The 25,863-nt window shown below is 69.7% G+C and carries 24 protein-coding genes; 12 read left to right on the top strand and 12 right to left on the bottom strand.

The window, feature by feature from the left end; genetic code table 11:
* Positions 1-32: 32 nt before the first annotated feature.
* The 3 genes from QBJ89_RS07045 to hemB are packed head-to-tail and all read right to left on the bottom strand — an operon-like array spanning position 33 to position 2,085.
* Positions 33-566: a GNAT family N-acetyltransferase gene (locus tag QBJ89_RS07045; RefSeq protein WP_277979818.1), complete on the bottom strand. Its 534-nt coding sequence runs from the start codon at positions 564-566 to the stop codon at positions 33-35.
* Positions 563-1,096, bottom strand: a complete 534-nt coding sequence (locus tag QBJ89_RS07040; RefSeq protein WP_277979817.1) for a GNAT family N-acetyltransferase — start codon at positions 1,094-1,096, stop codon at positions 563-565. Before QBJ89_RS07040 ends, QBJ89_RS07045 begins: the two co-directional genes overlap by 4 nt.
* Positions 1,093-2,085: a porphobilinogen synthase gene (hemB, locus tag QBJ89_RS07035; RefSeq protein WP_277979816.1), complete on the bottom strand. Its 993-nt coding sequence runs from the start codon at positions 2,083-2,085 to the stop codon at positions 1,093-1,095. The genes QBJ89_RS07040 and hemB overlap by 4 nt, the downstream gene beginning before the upstream one ends.
* Before the next feature lie 78 nt (positions 2,086-2,163).
* On the opposite strand from hemB, the gene QBJ89_RS07030 reads away from it, so the two are divergent.
* The 5 genes from QBJ89_RS07030 to acs all read left to right on the top strand — a co-directional run bounded on the left by QBJ89_RS07030 (position 2,164) and on the right by acs (position 8,050).
* Positions 2,164-3,051 (top strand): diacylglycerol/lipid kinase family protein, encoded by an 888-nt coding sequence (locus tag QBJ89_RS07030; protein ID WP_277979815.1) that lies wholly within the window; start codon positions 2,164-2,166, stop codon positions 3,049-3,051.
* Between the two features lie 215 nt (positions 3,052-3,266).
* Positions 3,267-4,451 (top strand): MiaB/RimO family radical SAM methylthiotransferase, encoded by a 1,185-nt coding sequence (locus QBJ89_RS07025; RefSeq protein WP_277979814.1) that lies wholly within the window; start codon positions 3,267-3,269, stop codon positions 4,449-4,451.
* The gene (gene ftsY / locus QBJ89_RS07020) at positions 4,448-5,380 is read left to right on the top strand and encodes a signal recognition particle-docking protein FtsY (protein WP_132907957.1); all 933 of its coding nucleotides are present in this window, start codon (positions 4,448-4,450) and stop codon (positions 5,378-5,380) included. The genes QBJ89_RS07025 and ftsY overlap by 4 nt, the downstream gene beginning before the upstream one ends.
* The gene (locus tag QBJ89_RS07015) at positions 5,377-6,078 is read left to right on the top strand and encodes an inner membrane-spanning protein YciB (protein ID WP_277979813.1); all 702 of its coding nucleotides are present in this window, start codon (positions 5,377-5,379) and stop codon (positions 6,076-6,078) included. The genes ftsY and QBJ89_RS07015 overlap by 4 nt, the downstream gene beginning before the upstream one ends.
* 43 nt (positions 6,079-6,121) lie before the next feature.
* Positions 6,122-8,050, top strand: a complete 1,929-nt coding sequence (gene acs, locus QBJ89_RS07010; RefSeq protein ID WP_277979812.1) for an acetate--CoA ligase — start codon at positions 6,122-6,124, stop codon at positions 8,048-8,050.
* Between the two features lie 172 nt (positions 8,051-8,222).
* Here acs and asd read toward each other — a convergent pair whose 3' ends face one another.
* Entirely contained in the window at positions 8,223-9,074 is an 852-nt protein-coding gene (gene asd, locus QBJ89_RS07005) for an archaetidylserine decarboxylase (RefSeq protein WP_277979811.1), read from the bottom strand.
* A 38-nt stretch (positions 9,075-9,112) separates the two neighbouring features.
* Between asd and QBJ89_RS07000 the strand changes: the two genes are divergently transcribed.
* Positions 9,113-10,768 carry an aminotransferase class III-fold pyridoxal phosphate-dependent enzyme gene (locus tag QBJ89_RS07000; RefSeq protein ID WP_277979810.1) on the top strand — a complete coding sequence of 552 codons (1,656 nt, stop codon included), beginning with the start codon at positions 9,113-9,115 and terminating at the stop codon, positions 10,766-10,768.
* A gap of 147 nt (positions 10,769-10,915) precedes the next feature.
* Here QBJ89_RS07000 and QBJ89_RS06995 read toward each other — a convergent pair whose 3' ends face one another.
* From QBJ89_RS06995 to QBJ89_RS06960, 8 genes are all read right to left on the bottom strand, one after another.
* Positions 10,916-11,560 (bottom strand): Mpo1-like protein, encoded by a 645-nt coding sequence (locus QBJ89_RS06995; RefSeq protein ID WP_277979809.1) that lies wholly within the window; start codon positions 11,558-11,560, stop codon positions 10,916-10,918.
* The gene (locus QBJ89_RS06990; RefSeq protein ID WP_277979808.1) at positions 11,560-12,201 is read right to left on the bottom strand and encodes a class I SAM-dependent methyltransferase; all 642 of its coding nucleotides are present in this window, start codon (positions 12,199-12,201) and stop codon (positions 11,560-11,562) included. The genes QBJ89_RS06995 and QBJ89_RS06990 overlap by 1 nt, the downstream gene beginning before the upstream one ends.
* A gap of 300 nt (positions 12,202-12,501) precedes the next feature.
* Positions 12,502-13,050 (bottom strand): 30S ribosomal protein S9, encoded by a 549-nt coding sequence (rpsI, locus tag QBJ89_RS06985; protein WP_277979807.1) that lies wholly within the window; start codon positions 13,048-13,050, stop codon positions 12,502-12,504.
* Positions 13,050-13,529, bottom strand: coding sequence for a 50S ribosomal protein L13 (gene rplM / locus QBJ89_RS06980; RefSeq protein ID WP_277979806.1), 480 nt, complete (start codon positions 13,527-13,529; stop codon positions 13,050-13,052). Before rplM ends, rpsI begins: the two co-directional genes overlap by 1 nt.
* Before the next feature lie 148 nt (positions 13,530-13,677).
* Positions 13,678-14,718 (bottom strand): COX15/CtaA family protein, encoded by a 1,041-nt coding sequence (locus tag QBJ89_RS06975; protein ID WP_277979805.1) that lies wholly within the window; start codon positions 14,716-14,718, stop codon positions 13,678-13,680.
* A 1-nt stretch (position 14,719) separates the two neighbouring features.
* Positions 14,720-15,472, bottom strand: a complete 753-nt coding sequence (locus tag QBJ89_RS06970; protein ID WP_277979804.1) for a prolyl hydroxylase family protein — start codon at positions 15,470-15,472, stop codon at positions 14,720-14,722.
* Between the two features lie 57 nt (positions 15,473-15,529).
* The gene (locus QBJ89_RS06965) at positions 15,530-16,444 is read right to left on the bottom strand and encodes an RcnB family protein (protein ID WP_277979803.1); all 915 of its coding nucleotides are present in this window, start codon (positions 16,442-16,444) and stop codon (positions 15,530-15,532) included.
* 90 nt (positions 16,445-16,534) lie between these two features.
* Positions 16,535-19,417, bottom strand: a complete 2,883-nt coding sequence (locus tag QBJ89_RS06960; RefSeq protein ID WP_277979802.1) for a PAS domain-containing hybrid sensor histidine kinase/response regulator — start codon at positions 19,415-19,417, stop codon at positions 16,535-16,537.
* A 90-nt stretch (positions 19,418-19,507) separates the two neighbouring features.
* Between QBJ89_RS06960 and QBJ89_RS06955 the strand changes: the two genes are divergently transcribed.
* The 6 genes from QBJ89_RS06955 (at position 19,508) to QBJ89_RS06930 (ending at position 25,838) form a co-directional block, all read left to right on the top strand.
* Positions 19,508-21,544, top strand: coding sequence for an NAD(+) synthase (locus tag QBJ89_RS06955; RefSeq protein ID WP_277979801.1), 2,037 nt, complete (start codon positions 19,508-19,510; stop codon positions 21,542-21,544).
* Positions 21,545-21,798: 254 nt separating this feature from the next.
* Entirely contained in the window at positions 21,799-22,794 is a 996-nt protein-coding gene (locus tag QBJ89_RS06950) for an SDR family oxidoreductase (RefSeq protein ID WP_277979800.1), read from the top strand.
* Positions 22,795-22,892: 98 nt separating this feature from the next.
* Positions 22,893-23,483, top strand: coding sequence for an SRPBCC family protein (locus QBJ89_RS06945; RefSeq protein ID WP_277979799.1), 591 nt, complete (start codon positions 22,893-22,895; stop codon positions 23,481-23,483).
* On the top strand, positions 23,480-24,658 hold the full coding sequence (locus tag QBJ89_RS06940) for a zinc-dependent alcohol dehydrogenase (protein ID WP_277979798.1): 1,179 nt from the start codon (positions 23,480-23,482) through the stop codon (positions 24,656-24,658). Before QBJ89_RS06945 ends, QBJ89_RS06940 begins: the two co-directional genes overlap by 4 nt.
* 12 nt (positions 24,659-24,670) lie before the next feature.
* A complete protein-coding gene (locus tag QBJ89_RS06935; RefSeq protein ID WP_277979797.1) occupies positions 24,671-25,456 on the top strand; it encodes an SDR family NAD(P)-dependent oxidoreductase in 786 nt (261 codons plus the stop codon).
* A 133-nt stretch (positions 25,457-25,589) separates the two neighbouring features.
* Positions 25,590-25,838 carry a hypothetical protein gene (locus tag QBJ89_RS06930; protein WP_277979796.1) on the top strand — a complete coding sequence of 83 codons (249 nt, stop codon included), beginning with the start codon at positions 25,590-25,592 and terminating at the stop codon, positions 25,836-25,838.
* The last annotated feature ends 25 nt before the right edge of the window (positions 25,839-25,863 follow it).

Below are 25,863 nucleotides of genomic sequence, written 5' to 3'. Positions count from 1 at the left end.
GCGGCGCCACGCCGCCGCGTCCCGACCGCGGCTCAGCCACGCGTCGGCCGGGCGATGCGATAGAGCAGATGGCGCCGCAGCGGATCGCCCGGATCCAGCTCGGGATGGTCGAAGTCGCCGCCGATCACGCGCGTCATGCCGAGCCGCTCCATCAGCAGGCGGCTGCGCGTGTTGCCGGGCACGGTCACCGCCGCGATCGCCGGCACGTCGAGATGCTCCCACGCCCATTCGAGGCAGGCGGAGGCCGCCTCATGCGCATAGCCCTGGCCCCAGTGCGCCTGGCCGAGCCGCCAGCCGATCTCGACCTCGCCTCGCACCGGGCGCGGCAGCGGCAGCAGTCCGCACAGGCCGATGAAGGCCTGGTCGGCGCGGCGCTCCACCGCCCAGAAGCAATGGCCGTAGCGTGCCTGCGCCGCCGCCATGCGGCGCCACAAGCGGCGGCTTTCGCGCCGCGTCTCGGGCGGGCCGATGTGGCGCATCACCTCGGCGTCCTGCGCGATCGCGTGGAAGGACTCGACATCCTCCGCGCGCCAGCCGCGCAGGGTGAGCCGCTCGGTCTCGATCATCGCGGACGGTCGATCGCGTAGGTCACGGTGACGCGGCGCGGGTCGTCGGCGGCGAAATCGGGATGATCGAAGTCGCCCTCGGCCAACCGGTGCATGCCCAGCCGCTCCATCAGCCGCTGGCTCGCGGTGTTGGCCGCCGCGGTGATCGCGACGACGCGCGACTCGGCGCGGTGAGCCCAGGCCCAGTCGAGCCACGCCGCCGCGGCTTCCCTCGCATAGCCCTGCCCCCAGGCGGCATGCGCGAGCATCCAGCCGATCTCGAGCTCTCCGCGGATCGGGGCTGTCGGCGCGCCGGGCTTGAGCCCGCAGAAGCCGATCACCTCGCCCGCGTCGCGGCGCTCGACCGCGCCGAACCCCAATCCATGATCCGTCCGGTAGCCGGCGTGCCGCGCGATCGCCGCGTCGCTCGCGGCTTCATTCTTCACCGGTCCGAGATCCGCCATCACGCGCGGGTCTGCCCACATCGCGTGGAGCGCGGCGCGGTCGCGCGGCTCGGCCGGGCGCAGGATCAGGCGTTCTGTGACGATCACGCGCCGAGCAGCCGCGCCGCGTGCACCGCGTGATAGGTCAGCACGCCCGCGCAACCCGCGCGCTTGAACGCCAGCAGCGTCTCGAGCACCATCGCGTCGCGGTCGGCCGCGCCGGCGGCCACCGCCGCCTCGATCATCGCGTACTCGCCCGACACCTGGTACGCGAACACCGGCACCGCGAAGGCGTCCTTCACCGCGCGGACGATGTCGAGATACGGCAGGCCGGGCTTGACCATCACGCTGTCCGCGCCCTCGGCGAGGTCGAGCGCGACCTCGCGCAGCGCCTCCTCGCGGTTGGAGGGGTCCATCTGATAGGTGGTCTTGTCGCCCTTGAGCAACCCGCGCGTGCCGACCGCGTCGCGGAACGGGCCGTAATAGGCCGAGGCATATTTGGCGGCATAGGCCATGATCTGGACGTTGACGTGCGCGTCCCGCTCAAGCGCGGCGCGGATCGCGCCGACCCGACCGTCCATCATGTCGCTCGGCGCGATGATGTCGGCGCCGGCGCGCGCCTGGTTGAGGCTCTGCCCGACCAACAGCTCGACCGTATCGTCGTTGCGGACATAGCCCGCGGTGTCGATCACGCCGTCATGGCCGTGCGCCGTATAAGGATCCAGCGCGACGTCGGTGAGGATGCCGAGGTCAGGCACGGCATCCTTGATCGCGCGTGTCGCGCGGCAGATCAGATTGTCGGGGTTGAGCGCCTCGGCACCGTCGTCGCTGCGGCGGTCGCGCGGGGTGTTGGGGAAAAGCGCGAGGCACGGGATGCCGAGATCGTGCGCCTCCTTGGCGCGCGCCAACGCGAGGTCGATCGACCAGCGCGACACACCCGGCAATGTCGCGATCGGCTCCTCGACCTGCTCGCCGTCGGTCACGAACATCGGCCAGATCAGGTCGGCGGGGGTGAGGATATGCTCGGCGTGGAGGCGGCGGCTCCAGCCGGCGGCGCGGGTGCGGCGCAGGCGCAGCGCGGGATAGGCAGCGTGCATGCCAGCGGCTTTCCCGCAATCGGACGCGCCATGCAAGCGTTACGGCAGCGGAACGCCCGCTCGCGCGTTAGCCCGCATATGAGAGAGATCCGCTCCGCCGCGCTCGTCGTCAACGCCAAGTCGCGGCGCGGGCGCAAGCTGTTCCGCCGCGCCTGCCGGCGCCTGCGCGAGCTGCCGTTCAAGGTCGAGCCGCACGCCGTCAAGAATCCCGAGCACCTCGACCGCACCGTGCGCAAGGCGCTGGAGAAGAAGCCCGACCTGCTCATCCTCGGCGGCGGGGACGGCACCATCAGCGGGCTGGTCGACCTGATGGTCGGGCATGACGTGATGCTCGGCGTACTGCCGCTCGGCACCGCCAACAGCTTCGCGCGCACGCTCGGCCTGCCGCTCGACATTGATGGCGCGATCGAGGTGTTCCGCACCGGCGCGCCGCGGCGGATCGATCTCGGCATGATCGACGACGATTATTTCGCGAATTGCGCCGCGATGGGGCTGAGCCCGCAGATCGCCGAGACGGTGCCGCACCGGCTCAAGAAGGTGGCGGGGCGGCTCGGCTATCTCGGTTGGGCGGGCTATCAGCTGACCCGCTTTCGCCCGTTCACGCTCTACGTCGACGCGGGTGACGGCAAGGGCGAGCAGAAGCTCAAGGCGGTCGAGGTGCGGATCTCGAACGGCCCGTACCATGGTGGCACCTGGCTGGTGGACGAGGCCGCGGTCGACTCGGGCAAGATCGTCGTCCAGGTGGTGACGGGTCATTACAAGCGCCGGCTGGTAAAGAATTGGGCGGCGAGCTGGCTCGGCCGCGACGAGCGCCACCACGAGGTGGTGACCTTCTCGGGCACGTCGATCCGCGTGCGCAGCGACCCGCCGCTGCCGATCTCGATCGACGGCGAGGTGCTGGCGCACACGCCGGTCACCGCCCATGTCGCGGCGGGAGTGATCGAGGTGATGGCACCGCGGGGGTGAGCACATCGTGATCCTCCCCGTTCGCGCGGAGGCTGACCGCCGGTGATGTCGGGGGTGGAGGGGGACCTCCGCGGGCGTAGTGCTTCGTGGCGAGCCCCCTCCACCACCGCGCTGGCGCGCCGCGCTCGCCCTACCCGCGATGCGGGGCAGATCGTGTTTCCGCCCGACACACCATAGGGTCGACTTCGCCCGCCGCGCCCCCTAGATCGCGCGCCATGTCCGCCGTTCCCCAGCCCGAGGTCGTGACGCTCGGCTGCCGCCTCAACATCGCCGAGAGCGAGGCGATCCGCCAGCTCGCCGACGCGGGGGTGGTGGTGGTAAACGGCTGCGGGGTCACCAACCAGGCGATGCGCGACACGCGCGCCGCGGTGCGCCGGCTGCGGCGTCGCCTGCCGCACGCCGAGCTGGTCGTCACCGGCTGCGCTGCCGAAATGGATCGCGCCGCCTTTGCCGCCATGCCCGAAGTTGACCGCCTCGTACCCAACGCCGCCAAGCTGCTGCCGGCCAGCTGGGGTAGCGCGCGCGGCAATGCGCCGCGGCCGCGCGCGCAGACCCGCGCCTTCGTCGGCGTGCAGAACGGCTGTGACCATGCCTGCACCTTCTGCGCCATCCCGCAGGGTCGCGGCGCAAGCCGCAGCGACGCAATCGCCGAGATCGTCCCGCGCGTCGCGGCGCTGGTCGAGGCGGGGCAGCGCGAGGTGGTGCTGAGCGGCGTCGACCTCGCCAGCTACGACGACCGAGGCGCCGGCCTCGCCGCGCTGGTCGAGCGGCTGCTCGCCGGCGTGCCCGGGCTTGAGCGAGTCCGCCTCTCCTCGCTCGACCCGCACGTGATCGACGACGCGCTGTTCGCGCTGCTCACGCAGGAGCCGCGGGTGATGCCGCACGTCCACCTTTCGCTGCAGGCGGGGGACGACCTCATTCTCAAGCGCATGCGCCGGCGGCACCGCCGCGCCGAGGCGCTCGCGCTGGTCGAGCGGCTGCGCGCCGCGCGCCCCGAACTCGCGATCGGCGCCGACCTGATCGCAGGCTTCCCGACCGAGGACGAGCCGATGTTCGCCAACACGCTCGCGCTGGTCGACGAGGCCGACATCTCCCACGCTCACGTCTTTCCCTACTCGCCGCGCGCGGGCACGCCGGCGGCGCGCATGCCGCAGGTCGAGCCGGAAGTCGCACGCGCCCGCGCCGCGACGTTGCGCGCGGCCTCGGCCGCGCGGCTCGCGCGCCGGCTCGTGCGCCAGGTCGGCACGGTGCAGCGCGTGCTGGTCGAGCGTCCTGGCGACCGCGGCCACGCCCCCGACTTCAGCGAGGTCCGCCTCGCCGCCCCCCTCCCCGTCGGCAGCGTGCACGACGTCGCGATCGTCGCCGCCGCGCCCGACCATCTCACCGGAACCATCGCATGAGCACGAGCTGGCACGACAAGCTGCTGGGCGGCTTCCGCCGCACCTCCGACCGGCTGGTCGGCAACCTCGCCGGCCTCGGCGGCGCGCGGCTCGAGGAGCATACGCTCGACGAGGTCGAGGAGGCGCTGATCGGCTCCGACCTCGGCCCGGAGACCGCGGGCCGGGTCCGCGCGCGGCTCGCCGAGGGCACGTTCGAGCGCAACATGGAGGAGCTCGGCATCCGCCTCGTCGTCGCCGAGGAAGTGGAGAAGGTGCTGGCGCAGGTCGCCAAGCCGCTCGGCATCGATGCCTTCCCGCGCCCGCAGGTGGTACTGGTGATCGGCGTCAACGGCTCGGGCAAGACCACCACGATCGCCAAGCTGGCGCATCTGTTCCTGGAGCAGGACTATCAGGTGATGCTCGCCGCGGGCGACACCTTCCGCGCCGCCGCGATCGGCCAGCTTCGTACCTGGGCGGAGCGGATCGGCGTGCCGATCGTCACCGGTCCCGAGGGTGGCGATGCCGCCGGGATCGTGTGGGACGCGGTGAAGAAGGCGACCGAGATCGGCACCGACGTGCTGATCGTCGACACCGCCGGCCGGCTCCAGAACAAGCGCGAGCTGATGGACGAGCTCGCCAAGATCCGTCGCGTGCTCGGCCGGCTCAACCCCGCCGCGCCGCACGACGTGTTGCTCGTGCTCGACGCGACCACGGGGCAGAACGCGCTCAACCAGATCGAGGTGTTCAAGGAGGTGGCGGGGGTCACCGGGCTCGTCATGACCAAGCTCGACGGCACCGCGCGCGGCGGCGTGCTGGTGGCGGCGGCGGAGCGCTACGGCCTGCCGATCCACGCCATTGGTGTCGGCGAGCAGATGGACGACCTGCGCCCGTTCGACGCGCGCGAGGTCAGCCGCATCATCGCCGGCGTCGACACGGGGCCGCGCAAGTGAGCGCGACGCCGAAGGAGTCGGCGGGCGCACGCGCTTTGGTCGATTACGGCCCGCTCGCGGTGTTCTTCGCGGTCAACTTCCTACTGCCGGGCGAGAGCGCGCGGCGGCTCGTCGCGGCGGTGACGCCAGCATTGTCGGACCTCGGGCGGGTCGAGGCGCTGCTGCTCGCGCGCGTGATCGTCGCCACCGCCGCCTTCGTGCTGGCGAGCGTGGTCGCGCTGGTGATTGCCAAGGCCAAGCTCGGCCGCGTGCCGCCGATGCTGCTGATTTCGGCCGGGCTGGTGATCGTGTTCGGCGGGCTGACGATGTATTTCCGCGACCCGCGCTTCATCCAGACCAAGCCGACGATCGTCTACGCGCTGCTCGCCGCCACCTTGGGCTTCGGCGCGGCGACCGGGCGTCCTTTGCTCCAGCAGCTGATAGGGTCGAGCTATCCCGGGCTGAGCGAGCGCGGCTGGCACCGTCTGACGCTTAATTGGGTGTTGTTCTTCATCGCCATGGCGATCGCCAACGAGGCGGTGTGGCGCGGCGCCGCTTCGCTGTACGGCGCCCAGCGCGGCTGGGACCTGTGGGCGATCTACAAGGTGTGGGTGGTGATCCCGGTGACGATGCTGTTCGCGGTCGCCAACGTGCCGATGCTGATGCGCCACGGGCTCAACCTGGGCGACGAGACGCCGCCGCTGCCGCCCGAGGGCTGAGGCCAGCGCGGCGACGACAAGGATCGAGGAGAGAGTACGAGCGATGAGCGAGACGTGTCACCCCGCGCCGGCGGGCCTGCCCGACAGCATCGACCGCGCCGGCTATGAGGAGGCCTATCGCCGCTCGGTCGCCGATCCCGAAGGCTATTGGCGCGACGAGGCGCAGCGGGTCGACTGGATCACACCCTTCACCCAGGTAAAGGACACGTCGTTCGACGAGGCCGACTTCCGCATCCGCTGGTACGCTGACGGCGAGCTCAACGTCTCGGTCAATTGCGTCGACCGCCACCTCGCCACCCGCGGCGATCAGGTCGCGATCGTGTGGGAGGGCGACGAGCCCGGCGAGACCCGCACGCTGACCTATCGCGAGTTGCACCGCGACATGTGCCGCTTCGCCAACGTGCTCAAGTCGCTCGGCGTGCGTCGCGGCGACCGCGTGACGCTCTACCTGCCGATGATTGCCGAGGCGGCCGCGGCGATGCTGGCCTGCACGCGGATCGGCGCGATCCACTCGATCGTGTTCGGCGGCTTCTCGCCCGACAGCCTCGCCAACCGCATTCAGGACTGCGACTCCCGGATCGTCATCACCGCCGACGAGGGCTGCCGCGGCGGCAAGCGCATTCCGCTGAAAGCGAACGTCGACAAGGCGGTGGCGCACTGCCCTGGCGTCGAGCACGTACTGGTGATCCGCCGCACCGGCGGCGGCGTGGCGATGACCGCAGGTCGCGACGTCTGGCTCCACGACGCGCTGGAGGGCGTGGATGACGATTGCGCGCCCGAGCCGATGGGCGCCGAGGACCCGCTCTTCATCCTCTATACCTCGGGCTCGACCGGCAAGCCCAAGGGCGTGCTCCACACTACCGGCGGCTATCTCGTCTGGGTCGCCAAGACCTTCAAGGAGGTCTTCGACTATCGCGACGGCGAGATATTCTGGTGCACCGCCGATATCGGCTGGGTCACCGGCCACAGCTATGTCGTCTACGGCCCGCTCGCCAATGGCGCTACCACGGTGATGTTCGACGGCGTGCCCAATTACCCCGACCATGGCCGGCTGTGGGAGACGGTCGACCGGCTCGGCGTCAATATCCTCTACACCGCGCCCACCGCGATCCGCGCGCTGATGCGCGAGGGCGACCAGTGGGTGACCCGCCACAGCCGCGCCTCGCTGCGCCTGCTCGGCAGCGTCGGCGAGCCGATCAACCCCGAGGCGTGGAACTGGTACCATCGCGTCGTCGGCGATTCGCGCTGCCCCGTGGTGGACACGTGGTGGCAGACCGAGACCGGCGGCATCCTGATCTCGCCGCTGCCCTACGCCACCGATCTCAAGCCCGGTTCGGCGACCAGGCCGCTGCCCGGCGTCCAGCCGCAGATCGTCGACGCCGAGGGCAAGGTGCTGGAGGGCACGACCGCGGGCAACCTCTGCCTGATCGACAGCTGGCCGGGGCAGATGCGGACCGTGTGGAACGACCACGAGCGCTTCTTCCAGACTTATTTCACCACCTACCCGGGAAAGTATTTCACCGGCGACGGCTGCCGCCGCGACGCGGACGACTATTACTGGATCACCGGCCGGGTCGATGACGTGATCAACGTCAGCGGCCATCGCATGGGCACCGCCGAGGTGGAGAGCGCTCTCGTGGCGCATGCCAGCGTCGCCGAGGCGGCGGTGGTGGGCATGCCGCACGAGGTGAAGGGCCAGGGCATCTACGCCTTTGTCACGCTCAACGCCGGCGAGGAGCCGTCCGACGAGCTGCGCGCGGCGCTGCGGCAATGGGTGCGCGAGGAGATCGGACCGATCGCCACGCCGGACGCGCTCCAGTTCGCACCCGGGTTGCCCAAGACGCGGTCGGGCAAGATCATGCGCCGGATCCTGCGCAAGATCGCGGAGAATGACCTTGGCGCGCTGGGCGACACCTCAACGCTGGCGGACCCGTCGGTGGTGGACGCGCTGGTGGCGGATCGGGTCGGGTGAGAGAGGGGGCGGGCTACCCTCCTCCCTCTCACTATTTTCCGTCATCCTGAACTTAATTCAGGATCCACCGATCCGCGCACTCCTTGGCGTTGGGTACGCGGCACCGTGGATCCTGAGACGAGCTCAGGATGGCGCCAGCAGGAAAAGCTAAAGCGGCAACCCGCCCCCCGCCTCACCAATCCGCCAGCACCTGCCCCGCGCGGATCGTGTCGCCGAGCCGCAGCCCGTCGCGCAGCCGCGCCGCGGGCGGCAGGAACAGCAGGATGGTCGAGCCGTGCTCGAACCAGCCCATCTCCTCTCCCTTCCCGATGCGCGCGTCGCAGGCCACGCGTGCGCTGCCCTGCTCGCGCAGCACGGTCTCGACGTCGAGGAAGCCGAGCCGGATGCTCGCCACCAGGATCGCCGCGACCGGCACCAGCAGCAGCGGCCGCCCGCCGGCGCTTGCCTGGATCACCGCGCGCTCGTTGCGGCAGAACAGCTGCTCGATCCGCCGCAGCGCGATCGGGTTGACGTTCCAGCAGTCGCCCGAGAGATAGGTCACGCCCTCCACCGTCAAGTCGGCGGGAGCGTGGAAGCGGTGATACATCGCTGCGGTGAGCCGTAGCGTCACGTACCAGCCATCCCGAAAGCGCTCCACCAGCGCAGGATCGGGCACCAGCTCGCCCAGCCGGTAGGGGAAGCCCTTGACCTGATAGACGCGGTCCCCTTCGATCCGGCCGTGCGCGCCGAGGATCGCGTCGCACGGGCTCGCCAGCGTCGCCGGATCACGGTCATAGGCGCGCGCACCGGAGCGCAGGCGGCGGATAAAGCCGTCGCGCAGCGAGCGGAACTCGGTGCTGGCGGCATCGGAGAGATCGACATCCGAGAAGAAGCGCCATGCCGCCAGCGCGGGTCGCGCCACCAGCGGATGCTCGATCGCGGCGATGCGGCCGACCAGTTTGGTCGCCCAGCGCCGCGGGATGCGGTTGGTCAGCAGGAAGTTGAGGTCCTCCTGCAGCAGCAGGCGGAGGAAAGCCGAGCGCATTGTCACACCTGCGTCATCGTGAGGGTCTGTGGGGAGGCATGGAGAAGAAGACGTTCGTCGCGGTGGCCGGCGCGGTCGCCACCACCTTGTTCGCGGTCAGCAAGGGGCGCGAGCGGCTGCGGCTGTCGCGTGCCAAGCACCCATCGCTTGGCGGGCACGTCCGCATAGCCAAGCGGGTGGCAGGACAGATTCCCTATTATAGCCACCCGGAGGAACGCTTCTTCCGCACCGACGGCTGTGCCGACGCGGTCGCGGCGCGACGGCGCGACGGCTTCCGCCGGCTGAGCGAACTTTACGCCGCACGCTTCCCGCAGACGCTCGCGCTCACCGCCGAGACGCGCGCGGGCCTCTCCGACCTGCAATTCACCGGCCGCTACCGCGTCCCCTTCCCCTTCGCCGAGGTGGTACGCGCCAAGCTGCCGGTCGGCGCCTTCGTCGCGCGGACAGAGGGAGCCTGGCTGATCGACCTCGACGGCAACCGGCTGATCGATTGCACCGGTTCCTACGGCGTCAACCTGTTCGGCAACGATTTCTACAAGGAGACGCTGCGCGAGGCGGTCGCCACCGCCGAGCCGCTCGGAGCGCTGCTCGGCGCCTACCCCCCGGTCGTGGCCGACAACGTCCGCCGGCTGCGGGCGCTGTCGGGGCACGACGAAGTATCGTTCCATATGTCGGGCACCGAGGCGGTGATGCAGGCGGTGCGGCTGGCGCGCTATCACACCGGCAAGCGCCGGCTGGTGCGCTTCGCCGGCGCCTATCACGGCTGGTGGGGTGACGTGCAGCCCGGCATCGGCAACCCCGTGCCCGCCGACCACACGCTGACGCTGGCCGAGATGAGCGAGGAGACGCTGCGCGTGCTCGCCTCCCGGAAGGACATCGCCTGCGTGCTGGTCAACCCGCTCCAGGCGCTCCATCCCAACGCGGGCGCGCCGTCGGACAGCCAGCTGGTCGACAGCGCGCGCCGCGCCGGCACCGACCTCGACGGCTATGCGCGCTGGCTCCACCGCCTCGCTGAGACCTGCCGCGCCAACGACATCGTACTGATCGCGGACGAGGTGTTCGTCGGCTTCCGGCTCGCGCCGGGCAGCCTGCTGCGCCGCGTCGGGGTCGCGCCCGACCTGATCACCTGGGGCAAGACGCTGGGCGGCGGGCTGCCGGTCGGTGTGCTGACCGGACGCGCCGCGCTGATGAAGCGCTGGCGCGACGACCGCCCCGTCGACATCTGCTTTGCGCGCGGCACCTTCAACGCGCATCCCTATGTCATGGCGGCGATGGACTCGTTCCTGCGCCGGCTCGAGACACGCCCGATGCAGGCGTTGTACGACGGGCTCGATGCCAAGTGGGACGCGCGCGCCACGCAGCTCAATGCCGCGCTCGCCGCTGAGGACCTGCCGGTCGCGGTCGCCAACCTGTCGACGATCTGGACCGTGCTCTACACGCGGCCGTCGCGCTACAATTGGATGCTGCAATATTACCTCCGCGCCGAAGGGCTGGCGCTGAGCTGGGTTGGGACCGGGCGGCTGATCTTCAGCCTCGACATGGGCGAGGCGCTGTTCGACGAGATCGTCCGCCGCTTCGTCACCGCCGCGCGCGTGATGCACGCGGACGGCTGGTGGAGCGGCCCTGCGGTCAGCGACAAGCAGCTACGCCGGATGGCGCTGCGCGAGTCGCTGCGGGTGCGGCTGGGGCGATGAGACTCAGCCCCTCCGGTCGTCGTTCCCTGGCGAAAGCCGGGGCCCAGCTGGGAAGGACATGGTGGGTCTCACCGGCGTCTCCCGATTGGCCCCCGACGTGCGCCGGGAAACAGCGCTGAAGCGGAGACAGTCGGCACGATCGCGGCCTCACGCCGCCGCGTGATGATCCTCGCTACGCTCGCCCTTGAGCAGCCGCGCAGGCGCGGTGCGATAGAGGCGGAAGTCGCTGAACGGATCGGTGACGATCTTGGTCGCCCAGACGATCCCCGTCTCCAAGTCGCGCTCGATCCACAACTGAGTCACGCGGAAAAAGATCGCCGCCACGCCGAAGCACAGCCAGCCGAAGCCGACATGGCGGAGGCAGTCGAGCAGCCCCTCGGGACGCTCGAGCAGCCCGAACAACGTCGGCTCGACCACGAGGACCGCCGGGATCGCCAGCCACAACCCCATCAGCACATATTTGCGCGTGAGATTGTAGCCGACCTTGACCTCTTCCTTATATTCGTGGCTGACCCCGTTCTCGTGGTCATAGTCCTTGGGCTCGAAGAAGAAATGCCCGGCTTGGCGGCTCGTCATCGCCACACCCCAGGCGAGCAGGCTCGCGAGCGCGGCGTCAACGAACAGCAAAGCATAGGCCACCAGGAAGGTGCAGGCGCTGACGAAGTGCAGGCTCTGGTTGACCAGATTGTGGTGGTAGAAGCGATGGTCGTCCCAGCGCTGCTCCTTGAGCTGCGCGCGGAAGCCGGGATTGCCCTGCTCGTCCTCGAAGCGGAGCTTGCGGATCGTCGGCATCACTGCTCCTCCCGGTCGAGCTTGGCGATGCGCACCAGCGAGAAATGGCCGAGCGGCGGGATCGCGCGGCGTTCGGTCAGCGTGACATCGTCGCGTCCCGCGATCCAATCCTCGTAGAGCGCGAACGGGAAGTCGGTGCGGAAGCCGAGCCGGCTGGTCACCGGCATCAGCGTCTTCTCGATCGTCCCGCGCATGCCCTTCTCGGCACCGACCCGCGTGGTGATGATGATCTCGCCGCCCGACCGGCAGACCCGCGCGAATTCATCGAGCGCGCGGTTCGGGTTAGCCACGGCGCTGACGACATATTGCGCGACGACGACGTCGAAGCTTTCGTCGGCGAAGTCGAGCGCCTCGGCATCACCGACGCGGATCGCGTCGACGTTGTGGAGGTTCTGCCGCCGGACGCGCGCGCGGGCCTTGTCGAGCATATCCTCGGAGATATCGATGCCGGTCACCCGGCTGGTGCGCGCATAGCCCGGCAGCGAGATGCCGGTGCCGACCCCCACTTCGAGGATGCGGCCGCCGATCCGGTCCGCGGCGCGGATCGCGCTGGCGCGGCCCTGGCGGAAGACGGGCCCGAACACGAGGTCGTAGATCGGAGCCCAGCGATCATAGGCCTGGGCGACCCCGGCCGTCGTCATCACTGCTGTCATGTCAGCGCGTTACCTTCGTTGAACCCGAAATCGGGCGACGGTGATGTCCGACCTCTCTCCACTTGTTGCGTGTCAGCTTGACGACGGATCGGTGACGCGCGCTGTCACGCCGCTGTTACCGAAGTGACATCCGCCAGATGCGGAAAGGGCGGCCCGTCGCCGGACCGCCCTGCCTGGATTGTCTTTGTCGCTCCGTGTTCCTGCGACCGCAGGAACCCAGGGCAACGAAGGCTGGTGCTTGTGGCGTTGCGCCCCTGCATGCGCAGGAGCACCAACCCACGCCCCCGCTTAGCGCTTCGAGAACTGGAAGCTGCGACGCGCCTTGGCGCGGCCGTACTTCTTGCGCTCGACGACGCGGCTGTCGCGGGTGAGGAAGCCCGCCGCCTTCACCGGCGCGCGCAGCACCGGCTCGTACTTGGTGATCGCCTGGCTGATGCCATGCTTCACCGCGCCGGCCTGGCCCGAGAGCCCGCCACCCTTGACGGTGCAGACCACGTCATACTGACCCTCGCGCTCGGTGATCCCGAACACCTGGTTGATGACGAGACGCAGCGTCGGCCGCGCGAAATAGATCTCCTGGTCACGACCGTTGATCGTGATCTTGCCCGAGCCCGGCTTGAGCCACACGCGCGCGACCGCGTCCTTGCGGCGACCGGTCGCATAGGCACGGCCCTGCTTGTCGATCTCCTGCGCGCGCAGCGGGGCGCGCTGGACCGGCGGCTCGATGCTGCCGGCGAGATAGGCCTCGGCCGACGCGTCGGCGCCGTCCTGCTGGGTCTCGCGCTGCTCCTGGAGCGCGGCGCCGAGGTCGGAAAGGGACTGGCGGTTGTCGGACATTATGCGCCCACCTTGTTCTTGCGGTTCATGCCGGCGATGTCGAGCACCGCGGGGCTCTGCGCCTCGTGCGGGTGCTCGGTGCCCTTGTAGATGCGCAGGTTGCGCATCTGCTGGCGGCCCAGCGGGCCGCGCGGGATCATCCGCTCGACGGCCTTCTCGAGCACGCGCTCGGGAAAGCGCCCCTCGAGCACCTTGGCCGCGGTGACGCCCTTGATGCCGCCGGCGTAGCCGGTGTGCTTGTAATAGACCTTGTCGCCCAGCTTGTTGCCGGTGAAGCGCACCTTGTCGGCGTTGATCACGATGACATTGTCACCGCAGTCCACGTGCGGGGTGAAGCTGGTCTTGTGCTTGCCGCGCAGCACGTTGGCGATCACCACCGCGGCACGACCGACCACCAGGCCCTCGGCATCGACGATGTGCCACTTCTTCTCCACCTCGTGCGGCTTGGCCGCCTTGGTGGTCTTCATCAGCGCCTTCATGGTGCCTGTGACCTCTGTTCGCGTTCGAATAGAAAAGACGCGCCGCCCCGCCGGGCCTGCGCGTCGATGGACGGCCATTGCCGCCACAGCCTCGCGAAGTCAAGGTTTCCGGGCCTTTGTCGACGGGTATATCGATACCCGTACCCGATTAGGCGCGATTGCGGCTCACGGCATGGGCCGCCATTACCGCGCTGATCAGCAGCAGTGCGGCATTGGCTTGATGCGCCACCGCGATCGGCAGGTCCACGCCGCTGAGCAGCGTGGCGATGCCGAGCGCGATCTGCGTCGCCACCAGCAGCGCCACCGCCGCCGCAGCGCGGTGCGCGCGCGACTGCCGTGCGCGATGCGCCAGCAGCAGCAGTCCCGCCGCCGCGACGAAGGCGAACCATCGATGGATGAACTGCACCACGATCGGATTGTCGACCGCGTTGCGCCACGCTGGCGTGACCATCGGCGCACCCGCGGGGAACAGCGCGTCGCCCATCAGCGGCCAGCTCGCAAAGGCGTAGCCGGCGTCGAGCCCCGCGGTGAACGCGCCGAACACGATCTGCACCGCCAGCAGGGCGAGCGCCAGCGCGGGCAGCGCGCGCAGCGGCGCCGGGCGCGCCAGCGGGTTGTCGGCGAGCGCGACGAGGTCGCGCGCGGTCCATACGATCCCCGCGAGGATGAACAAAGCGGTGCCGAGATGTACCGCGAGCCGCACATGGCTGACGTCGGTGCGCACCGACAGCCCCGATGCGACCATCCACCAGCCGATCGCGCCCTGCAGCCCGCCGAGCGCGAGCAGCGCGCCGAGCCGCCAGCCATAGCCGCGCGGCACCTGGCGCTTCACCGCGAACCAGATCAGGGGCAGCGCAAAGGCAAGCCCGATCACGCGCCCCAGCAGCCGGTGCGCATATTCCCAGAAGAAGATCGCCTTGAAGCCGTCCAGCGTCATGCCGCGGTTGAGCTGCTGATATTCGGGAATGCGCTGATAATTGGCGAACTCGGCCTGCCACTGCGCGGTGGTGAGCGGCGGGATCGCGCCCGAGATCGGTTTCCACTCGGTGATCGACAGCCCCGACTCGGTCAGCCGGGTGACACCCCCGACGACCACCATCGCGACGATCAGCGCGGCGACGCAGTAGAGCCAGCGCGCGATCGCGCGCGGACGGGTGCTGAGCGAGAAACCGGGGCTGGCCTGGAGCATGTCACCGCTTAGCAGAGGCGGGCGTGCCCGTCGACGCTGCCGCGGCGGCCGCGGCAGCTTCCGCCGCTGCGCGCGCGGCCCGTCCCCAGGGCTCCTCGCGAAACCACTTGGTGACGACATATTTGGTGCCCTCCACCACCGCCATGCCCTCGTGCAGCGTGGCAGTGTTGGGGCTGCCGTCCGGGTTCATATTGTCCCAGGCGAGCAACATCCCGCGCCGCGGCGACACACGCAGTCCACCCTGCGGGAACCAGGTCGCGCCACCCTCCTCCACCTCGTTGAGGTAGATCATCGCGGTGAAGGTGCGCTGCCCGCCATTCTCACGCATCCGCGGCCAGTAGCTCTCGCCCTCGTGGAAATAGTCGTGGTGCGTGCGGAACAGCTGGCCGGGCGCATAACGCTGTCCCTGCATCGTCTCGCCGAACTCGGGCGCGATGCCGAGCAACGCGGCGATCGACTCGTCGACCTGTCGGATGCCGTCGGCGAAACGATCCATGTCGCAGCTCTCGCTGGTGCGGTTGTTCGGGTCGCCGCGGTCGCTTAGCAGCGACGACGGGCGGCGGTTCGAATCGATGACCTGGATGAGCCAGTCACACCATGCCCGGTCGAGGAAGTCGAGGCAGCGCCATGCCGCGACCTGCTCGCTCGGCAGACGCTGCATCCTGGGATCGGCGTCGAGCTTCGCCGCCACCGCCGCGCCGATGGCGGCGCGCGCGGCGGAGGGGCCGCCCGGGGGAAGGGTCGTCAGGGCCATGGCGGGTCCATCGCGCGGCTCGACGCGGCGCGCAACCCGCTGCGCGCCGCGTCCGGCTCACCAGAAGATGTCGTAGATCACGTCCACCACCTGGCCGCTGTCGAGGTCGACCAGCAGCGCGTCGTCGTAATAGCGCACCCAGCGGTATGCCCCATAGGCGTCGGGCAGGCGATACGCAGAGGGATCGTCGATCCAATAGCTGCGTGCGAACAAGGTCGGCGCGATCCGCACGCCGATGCCGAAGCGGGTATAGCCGCCGCCCCAGCCATAGGGCGCGTAATAGCGCGGCAGGCGATAGGCGGAGCGATTGCTGCTGCGGTAGCCGCTCCAGTCGAAACGCTGGTCGCGGCGCCAGTCGCGGTCCCAGCGCGCGCGGTCGTCACGGCCGCCCCAGCCTCCGTTATAGCCGCGGTTGTAGCCATTGCCCCAGGCGTAGTTGCCGCGATCGCGCCGCTGCCGGGCGCTGTCGTCTCGACCGCGCTGCTCCCAGCCGCCGTCGCGGCGCGCGCTGCGCCAATCGCCGTCGGCGCGCGTACGCGCGTCGTCGCGCCGGTCCCATCCGGGCGACCGGTCGCGCCCGCTGCGCCACTCGGCACGTGAGCGGTCGACGTCGCCGCGGACCTCGGCGGGAACGGCGCCATTGCCCCAGCCACCGGGGCGCGCGTCGGGACGCGGCATTGGCGCCGGCGCGGGCGGCGCGCCCCAGCCCGCACGGTCGCCGCCACGGCCGCTGCCGCCTTGCTCGCGGCGCGCCAAGCCGCCAGTGTCGACGTGCTCGGGTCGGTCGGGCCGATTCCACTCGGCGCGGGGCGCCTGCGCCTGCGGCCCAGGCCCGCGCGGCGCGTCACCGCGCGCCTCGACCCGCGCCTGCATGCGCGCGCGCATCGCGTCGCGCAACGTGCCCTGCTGCGCCGACGCAGCCGGCACCACTCCGGCGCTCACCAGCAGTCCCACTACCAACGCCTTGATCATGACCCGTACTCTCACTCGCCGGCGCACCAGCCGGCCCCATCATGCGCACGGCCTAGCGCGGGATGATAGAATGATCGCTGAACCGGTCAGTCAGCCTTGGGACAGCTCCGCGGGCGCGAGCAGCGCGGCGAGGCGCTCGACAAGCTGGGCGCGCGTGTGCGGTTTGCGGATCACCTGCGGCGCGGGCACGTCGGCGAGTTCCTCGGCGTCGGCATAGCCGGTGACGAACAGCACCGGCAGCGTCGGTCGGCGCTGGCGCGCGCGGCGCGCGAACTCCACCCCCGTCATCAGCGGCATCGCGACGTCCGCCACCACCGCCTCAATCGCGGGATCGGCGTCGAGCGCTTCGAGCGCGGCGGCGCCGTCCGCCGCCTCGACCACGCCGCAGCCGGCGTCGCGCAGCGCGTCGGCGGTGATCTCGCGCACGCGATCCTCGTCGTCGAGCACCAGCACGCGCCGTCCTGCCACCGAGCCGCCACCGTCGCGCGGCTCGCCTACCGGCGCCTCGCTCGGTGCCACGGCGGCGCGCGGCAGGTAGACCGAGACGCGCGTGCCCTCGCCCGGCCGCGTGTCGATCCGCACCCCGCCGCCCGATTGCTTGGCGAAGCCGAACACCTGCGCCAGCCCCAGCCCCGAGCCCTTGCCCACCTCCTTGGTAGTGAAGAAGGGCTCGAACGCGCGTGCCAGCACGTCGGGCGTCATGCCAGTCCCGGTGTCGCTCACCGCGACCCGGACGTAATCGCCCGCGGACGGCTCCTCCGGCCGCACCGGCGCGCCGAGCGTGACGTTGGCGGTACTCACCCGCAGCGTGCCACCCCCCGGCATGGCGTCGCGCGCGTTGATCGCGAGGTTGAGCAGGATCAGCTCGAGCTGGGTCGGGTCGACCATCGCGGGCCAGGGCTGGTCGCACACCGCCGCCTCGATCGCGATCGAGCGCCCCAGCGTGCTCTCAAGCAGCGGCACCAGCCCGGTCACCGCGGCGTTGAGGTCGACCACCTTGGCCTCGAGTCGCTGGCGGCGCGAGAAAGCGAGCAGTTGCGCGGTCAGCGTCGCGCCGCGCTCGGCGGCCACGCGGATGTGATCAAGCTGCTCGAGCGCGCGCGGCGTCAGCGGCCCACGCGCGGCAGCGCGCGACACCATCTCGACGTTGCCGAGCACCACGGTGAGCAGGTTGTTGAAGTCGTGCGCCACGCCCGAGGTGAGCTGGCCGATCGCCTCGAGCCGCTGGAGCTGGTGGAGCGTCTCCTCCACCTTCTCGCGCTCGGCGATCTGGCGAGTGAGCTCGACGGTGCGCTCCTCCACCCGTGCCTCGAGCCGCTCGCCGGCGAGATGTGCCTCGGTGACGTCGATCGCGCAGCCGACATAGCCGAGGAAGGTGCCGCCGAGGAAGCGCGGGCGCGCCTCGGCATGGACCCAGCGCTCGCCGCCCGCGCGGGTGAGCAGGCGATAGTCGCCGCTCAGCGGGTCGCGCGCGCGCTGGCGCTCGACCAGCCGCCGCGCCGCCGCGGCGCGCAGCTCGCTCGGCAGCAGCGAGAGCCACCCGCCGGCGACGACCTCGTCGGGCGCGACACCGAGGATCGCGCGAAAGCCCTCGCTGGCGAAGGTGAGGTTCAGCTCGGCGTCGGTCAGCCACACCAGAGCGGGCAGGCTGTCGGCGAGCATGCGGAAGCGCGCCTCACTCTCGCGCAGCGCGTCGGCCTCGCGCTTGCGCGCGGTCACGTCGATCACGGTGCCGATCGCGCGCACGCAGCGCTCCCCCTCGAACAGCCCGCGTCCGCGCACCGCAAGCCAGCGGAACGAGCCGTTCGCGGCCGGGCGCGTGCGATACTCGATGTCGTAGCGCTCGCGTCGCGCCGGATCGATCGCGGCGAGGAAAGCCGCGCGCGCGCGGGCCCGATCTTCGGGATGGAGCATCTCGCCAAACTCGGCGAGCGCCTGCGGCGGGCCGGGGCTGATCCCGAACATGCCCCAAGTCCGCGGCGAGCAGGTGAAACGGTCGCTCGCGAGGTCATAGTTCCAGGTGCCGATCTCGCCCGCCTCGGTGGCGAGTTCGAGCGAGTCGCGGCTCAGCGCAAGGGCGCGCTCGGCGCGATGACGCCCGGTGACGTCGATCCCCTCGACGAACACAGCGGTTACGGCACCGCTCGTATCGGTGATCGGCTGGAGGATGAAGTCGAGCCGCCGTTCCTCCGCCGCGCCGCCGTTGCGCGGCAGCAGCAGCGCCACGTCGCTGCCGCGGTAGGGCACACCCGTCGCCACCACCGAGTCCAATTTCTCGAGCAACCCCTGTTGCGCCACCTCGGGCACCGCCTCGGCGAGCGCGCGGCCGACCACATCGCGCCCGCCCACCAGCCGGCGGTAGGACGCGTTGGCCAGCTCGACGACATGGCCGGGCTGGCGCAGCACCGCGATGAAGCCGGGCGCCTGGTCGAACATCTCGCGCAGCCGCTCGCGGTCCTCCGCCATCGCGCGCGCGGCGCGCACCCGCGCGGTGGTCTCGGAGACGATGCACAGCACCCCGCCGACGCTGCCGTCGGTCAGCGGCACCGGCGAGTAGCTCACGTCGAAAAAGACCGTCTCGCCCAGCCCGGCGCGCTCGATGTAGAACGGGCGGTCCTTGGCCGCGAAGGTTTCGCCGGTGGTGCGCACGTGCGCGAGCAGCGGCTCGAGATCGTCCCACAGCTCGCTCCACGCCACCCGGCCGGGTTGTCCCAGCGCGTGCGGGTGCTTGGCACCGATCGTCGGCGCGTACGCGTCATTGTAGAGCGCGACATAGTCAGGGCCCCAGAACATCACGATCTCGACCCGCGCAGGCAGGGCCAGCGCCAACGCGTTGCGCAACTCGCCGGGCCAGCCGGCGATCGGGCCGAGCGGCGAACCCGACCAGTCGTGCGCGAGGATCCGCTGGCCCATCTCGCCGCCATGCGCGAACAGTAAAGTCGGGTCGCTCGCCGAGGTTAGCGCTGGGTTCATCGCGTCCACCAGCCTAGCGCGGTGCGGCGACTGAGAGAAGTTAAGATGCACCGGGTGGTGAGGCGACGCGCGGGCGGCTAGGCCAGTGGCATGAACCCGCCCTTCCGCTCGATCCATCACCACGGCCTGCTGCGTGTCGCCGCGGCCACCCCGCCCGCCAGCGTCGGCGACTCCGCCTTCAACGCGGAGCAGACGATCGCGCTGGCGCGGCGCGCGCACGCGGACGCGGTCGATCTCGTCGTCTTTCCCGAGCTCAACCTCAGCAGCTACGCGATCGACGACCTCCACCTCCAGGCGGCGTCACAGCGCGCCACGCGCGACGCGATCGCACGCGTGGTGGCGGCCTCGGTCGAGCTGCGCCCCGTGCTGCTGGTCGGCGCCGCGCTCGAGCGCGAGGGCCGGCTGTACAATTGCGCGCTGGCGATCGCGCGCGGGCGCCTGCTCGGCGTGGTGCCCAAGACCTTCCTTCCCAACTACCGGGAATATTACGAGAAGCGCTGGTTCGCGAGCGGCGCCGGGCTGGCCGGGCTGACGATCCGCGTCGGCGACGAGGAGGTGCCGTTCGGCACTGACCTGATCTTCGCCGCGGAGGATCTGCCGCGCTTCGTCGTGCACGCCGAGATCTGCGAGGATTACTGGTCCCCCACCCCGCCCTCGACGCTCGGCGCGCTCGCCGGCGCGCTGGTGTGCGCCAATCTTTCCGCCTCGAACGTGGTGATCGGCAAGTCGCGCGAGCGGATGATGCTGTCGGCGTCGCAGTCGGCGCGCGCGATGTGCGCCTATGTCTATTCCGCCGCGGGACCGGGCGAGAGCACCACCGACCTCGCCTGGGACGGCCAGGGCACGGTCCACGAGCTCGGCGAGCTGCTGGCACAATCGACCCGGTTCGCGCACGAGGCCGAGCTGGTGATCGCCGACGTCGATCTCGAGCGGCTCGCGCTAGAGCGGCTGCGCAACGGCACGTTCAACGACAGCGCCGCGCTGCTCGGCCATCCCGAGACACGCTTCCGCCGCATCGGCTTCGCGCACCGGCCCGATTTCACCGACGTCGGGCTGGAGCGCGAGCTGCGCCGCTTCCCGTTCGTGCCCAACGATCCCGCCAAGCTCGACGAGGATTGCTACGAGGCCTTCAACATCCAGGTCGAGGGCATCGCCAAGCGGCTGGTCGCGGCGAACGCCCGGCGGCTGGTAATCGGCGTGTCGGGCGGGCTCGACAGCACGCACGCGCTGATCGTCGCGGCTAAGGCGCTCGACCGGCTCGGACGGTCACGCGCGGACATCATCGGCATCACCCTTCCCGGCTTCGCCACCAGCGAGGGCACCAAGAGCAACGCCTGGAAGCTGATGGACGCGCTCGGCATCACCGCCGAGGAGATCGACATCCGCCCCGCCGCGACGCGGATGCTCGCGGACATGGACCATCCCTTCGGGCGCGGCGAACCAGTGTATGACGTCACCTTCGAGAACGTCCAGGCGGGGCTGCGCACCGATTATCTGTTCCGCATCGCCAACCAGCGCGACGGGCTGGTGGTCGGCACCGGCGACCTCAGCGAGCTGGCGCTGGGCTGGTGCACCTATGGCGTCGGTGACCAGATGAGCCATTATGCGGTCAACGCCGGGGTGCCCAAGACGCTGATCCAGTTCCTGATCCGCTGGGCGATCGCGACCGGGCAGTATGACGCGCCGACCAACGCGGTGCTCGACGCCGTCCTGTCGCAGGAGATCTCGCCCGAGCTGGTACCGGGCGACGAGCTGCAGAGCACCGAGAGCAAGATCGGGCCTTACGCGCTGAACGACTTCTTCGCGCATTACGTGATCCGCCACGGGCTCGCGCCGTCGAAGATCGCCTTCTTGGCCTGGCACGCGTGGCGCGACGCCGAGCAGGGACGCTGGCCGATCGGCTACCCCGAGACCGCGCGCACCGCTTATGAACTCGACACGGTGCGGCTGTGGCTCGAGCGCTTCCTCGTCCGCTTCTTCCAGACGAGCCAGTTCAAGCGCTCGGCGATCCCCAACGGGCCGAAGGTGTCGGCCGGCGGCGCTTTGTCCCCACGCGGCGACTGGCGCGCGCCCTCGGACGGCACGGCCAAGGCATGGCTTGCGGAGCTGGCAGCGAACGGGCCGTGAGGAGGGCGAGCTAAGCTCGGCCGCGCGCCAGATCCTCCCGCGCGCCGAGAGGATCTCACACTCCGCTACTTGGCGGGGATCGAGCTATCCTGGCGGCCGCTCCTGACATGATCGACGTCCCCCTGCCGCAAATCGCCCCATGTTCAAACGCGCCAGCGACGCAACATGCGCAACATTCGCGCGTCGTCGCCCTGCCCCCTGAACCTCCAAGCCGCTCACCCGTTCGACGGGAATACTCTCTGGAGATCAGCGACATGGACGATCAGGGCACGACGCGCCGCACCATCTTGGGCGGTGCCGCCGCCGGCCTCGCCTTCACCGCCACCACCGCGGCGGCGCAGGGCAGCGGCGCGCAGCCGTCCGGTCCCGCCAAGCTCAGCGACCCGCGCACCAAATACACCAACCAGCCCTTCCGCGAGCAGCGCCAGCCCTGGCCGGCGCTCCAGTCGAAGATGAACCCGCGCCCTGATAGCGGCGAGACCAGCTATCGCGGCTCGGGCAAGCTAGCCGGGCGACGCGCGCTCGTCACTGGCGGCGACAGCGGCATGGGACGCGCTGCCGCGATCGCCTTCGCGCGCGAGGGCGCGGACGTTGCGATCAATTACTATCCCACCGAGGAGCCCGACGCGCAGGAGGTAAAGGCGCTGATCGAGCAGGCCGGGCGCAAGGCGGTGCTGCTGCCGGCGGATATCCGGACCGAGCGCGCCTGCACCAAGCTAGTGGCGGATGCGGTGCGGGGGCTCGGCGGACTCGACCTGCTCGTCAACAACGCCGCCTACCAGCAGAGCAAGGAGGATATCTCCGAGATCAGCGACGAGCAGATGGTCCGGACGTTCGAGACCAACATCTTCGCGATGTTTCGCATCGCCAAGGCGGCGATTCCGTCGATGCCGCCGGGTTCGGTGATCATCAACACGGGCTCGGTCAACAGCTATGATCCCGAACCCGAGCTGCTCGATTATGCCTCCACCAAGGGCGCGATCCTGATCTTCACCAAGGGGCTGGCCAAGCAGCTCGCGAAGAAGGGCATTCGCGTCAACATGGTGGCGCCCGGACCGATCTGGACCCCGCTCCAGGTCGCGGGCGGCCAGCTGCCGGGCAAGATGGGCGAGTTCGGCCAAAACACACCGCTCGGCCGCGCCGGCCAATCGGCCGAGCTGGCTCCGCTGTACGTCGCACTCGCCGAGGACGGCACCAGCTTCTCCACCGGTACCGCGGTGGGCGCGCACGGCGGCAAGGGCAACCCTTGAGCCAAGGTCATTGAGCCAGGTTAACCAGCTGGAATCGCGAGGAACGGATCACGACAGCGCGCGCTTGGTGGAGCAGCAGGCATTAAGGAGCCCGTTCGATGGCAGACCAGCTGCTTCACCAGCAGAACGACGACGCCCCCCTCGCCACCTCCAAGCAGCGCGACGCGATACAGCGCGCCAAGGGATCGGTCCCGGAGGCGACGGGAACGCAGATCACCGCGCGCGCGGTGACGATCAACCGACCCGTCGCGGAGGTGTATGCGCACTTCCGCGATTTTGCGAACCTCCCCGGGTTTATGGAGAATGTCGAGCGGATCGACGTGCTGGACCAGCGCCGCTCGCACTGGGTGGTCAAGGCTCCCGCCGGCGGGACGGTCGAGTGGGATGCGCGGATAACCGAGGAGGTAGAGCACCGCCTGCTCGCCTGGACCAGCGAAGAGGGCGCGGAAGTGCCCAATTCCGGCCGCGTCGAGTTTCACGATGCGGGTGCGCGCGGCACCGTCGTGGTGGCGACGATCCTGTATGATCCGCCCGGCGGCGTGATCGGCAAGCTCATCGCCAAGATGTTTCAGCGCGAACCCGCGATCCAGGCACGCCGCGACCTGCGCCGGCTCAAGCAGCTGCTCGAGACCGGCGAGATCGCCACCCCCGCGATGAACCGCCAGCAATATGAGGAGATGGGGCTGTGAAGGCGATCGCCTGGCATGGCAAGCACGACGTCCGCGTCGACACGGTCGACGATCCCGGGATCGTCAACCCGCGCGACTGCGTGATCAAGGTGACCTCTACCGCGATCTGCGGCTCGGACCTGCACCTCTACGACGGCTATATCCCCACGATGCAGTCGGGCGACGTGCTCGGCCACGAGTTCATGGGAGAGGTGGTCGAGATCGGGCCCAAGTCGACCCTCAAGAAGGGGCAGCGCGTGGTCGTGCCCTTCACTATCTCATGTGGCAGCTGCTACCATTGCTCGAAGCACCAATATTCCGCCTGCGACAACGGCCTCCCCGCAGATAACCAGGACATCGCGCAGGAACTGTACGGCCAGCCGATGGCCGGCCTGTTCGGCTACAGCCACATGACCGGCGGCTATGCCGGTGGCCAGGCCGAATATGTCCGCGTGCCGTTCAGCGACGTTGGCCCGATCGTCATCCCCGACGGGATCGAGGACGATAAGGTGCTGTTCCTCTCGGACATCCTGCCCACCGGCTGGATGGCCGCGGAGAACGCCGACATCGAGCCGGGTGACACCGTCGCGGTGTGGGGCTGCGGCCCGGTCGGCCTGTTCGCCGTGCAATCGGCCTTCCTCATGGGCGCCGAGCGCGTGATCGCGATCGATCATTTCCCCAATCGGCTTGCGCTCGCCAAGCGGTTCGGCGCGGAGACGATCAACTTCGAGGAGACCGCGGTCTACGAGGCGCTGATGGTGATGACCGGCGGGATCGGCCCCGATGCGGTGATCGACTCGGTCGGTCTCGAGGCGCACGGCTTCTACGTCGACAACGTGCTTGACCAGATCAAGGCGTCGACCTTCCTCGGCACCGATCGCGCGCATGCCAACCGCCAGGCGATCATCGCCTGCCGCAAGGGCGGCCGCGTCTCGATGCCGGCGGTGTATGGCGGGTTCGTCGACAAATGGCCGCTCGGCGCCTTCATGGAGAAGGGGCTGACGCTCAAGACCGGCCAGACCCACGTCCAGCATTACATGCCCGCGCTGCTTCAGGCGATCCTCGAGGACAAGATCGACACCGAGTTCCTGATCTCGCACCGGATGCCGCTGAGCGAGGGCCCGAAGGGCTACAAAATGTTCCACGACCAGCAGAACGAGGTCACCAAGATCGTGCTCAAACCCGGTCTGGACTGAGGAGAGACAAATATGGCGTACAAATTCGCGATTATCACGGGCGCCTCCACGGGCATCGGGTTCGAACTGGCGACGCTCGCGGCGCAGGACGGATACGATATCCTTGTCGTCGCCGACGAACCGCTGATCGACGCCGCCGCCGCTGACTTCGAGCAATTTGGTACGCAGGTCAGTTCGGTGGAGGCCGATCTCGCCACCATCGCGGGTGTCGACCAGTTGCTCACCGCCGCTGGCGGGCGGCCGATCGACCTGCTCTGTGCCAACGCGGGGGTCGGGCTCGGCCGTGCCTTCCTCGACCAGGACGTTGCCGACTGGAAGCGTGTCGTCGACACCAACATCACCGGCACCACCTATCTGCTTCAGAAGGTGTTGCAACAGATGGCCGCGCGCGGCGACGGAAAGGTGCTGGTAACCGGCTCGATCGCCGGCTTCATCCCGGGCAGCTTCCAGGCGGTCTACAATGGGACGAAGGCGTTCGTCGACCATTTCACCGACGCGCTGCGAGACGAGCTGAAGGACCATGAGGGCATCACCCTCACCACGCTGATGCCCGGCCCGGTCGACACCGAGTTCTTCGATCGCGCCGACATGATGGACACCAACGTCGGCACCTCGGACAGCAAGTCCGATCCCGCCAAAGTGGCGCGCGACGGTTGGGACGCGCTGATGGCGGGCAAGCACTCGATCGTGTCGGGCTGGAAGAACAAGCTCCAGGCCGCGGCGGCGCACGTCCTCCCAGCGGAGGTTACCGCGCATATGCACCGCAACATGGCGGAGCCCGGCACCGCGAAGGAATGAGCAGGATCGATCGCGAGCAAAACGCGTCACGTGGCCGCTGCTCGTCATCAACCGGTCGCGTTTTGGGTCAGTTCAGAATTGCCTTATCAGCGATGACATGGAAAACGAGCTCCTCCTCCCGGGGAGATAAGTAATGACGTTTGGTAAGTATCTGGTCGCGGCCGCTGCCGCCTCGCTCGCGGTCGCTCCGGCGGTCGCGGCGCCGGCGAACCCGGCAGCGAGCCTGTCGGTCGCCAAGTCGGCTCGCGCCGGCAGGACGACCTCGAAGGACAGCAAGGCGCTCGCGGGCGGCGGGCTGATCGTGGCGGCCGTGGCCGCCGCGGCGGTCGTCGCCGGCATCATCATCATCGCCGACGACGGCAACGATTCGGACAGCAACTGAGCTGCTCGATCGTTCGTGACGAGGA

Origin of the sequence: Sphingomonas phyllosphaerae (assembly GCF_029623345.1) — a bacterium.
Lineage (GTDB): Bacteria > Pseudomonadota > Alphaproteobacteria > Sphingomonadales > Sphingomonadaceae > Sphingomonas > Sphingomonas phyllosphaerae_C.
Note: the sequence above shows the minus strand (reverse complement) of the source record. Positions and strands in the feature narration are given on the sequence as shown.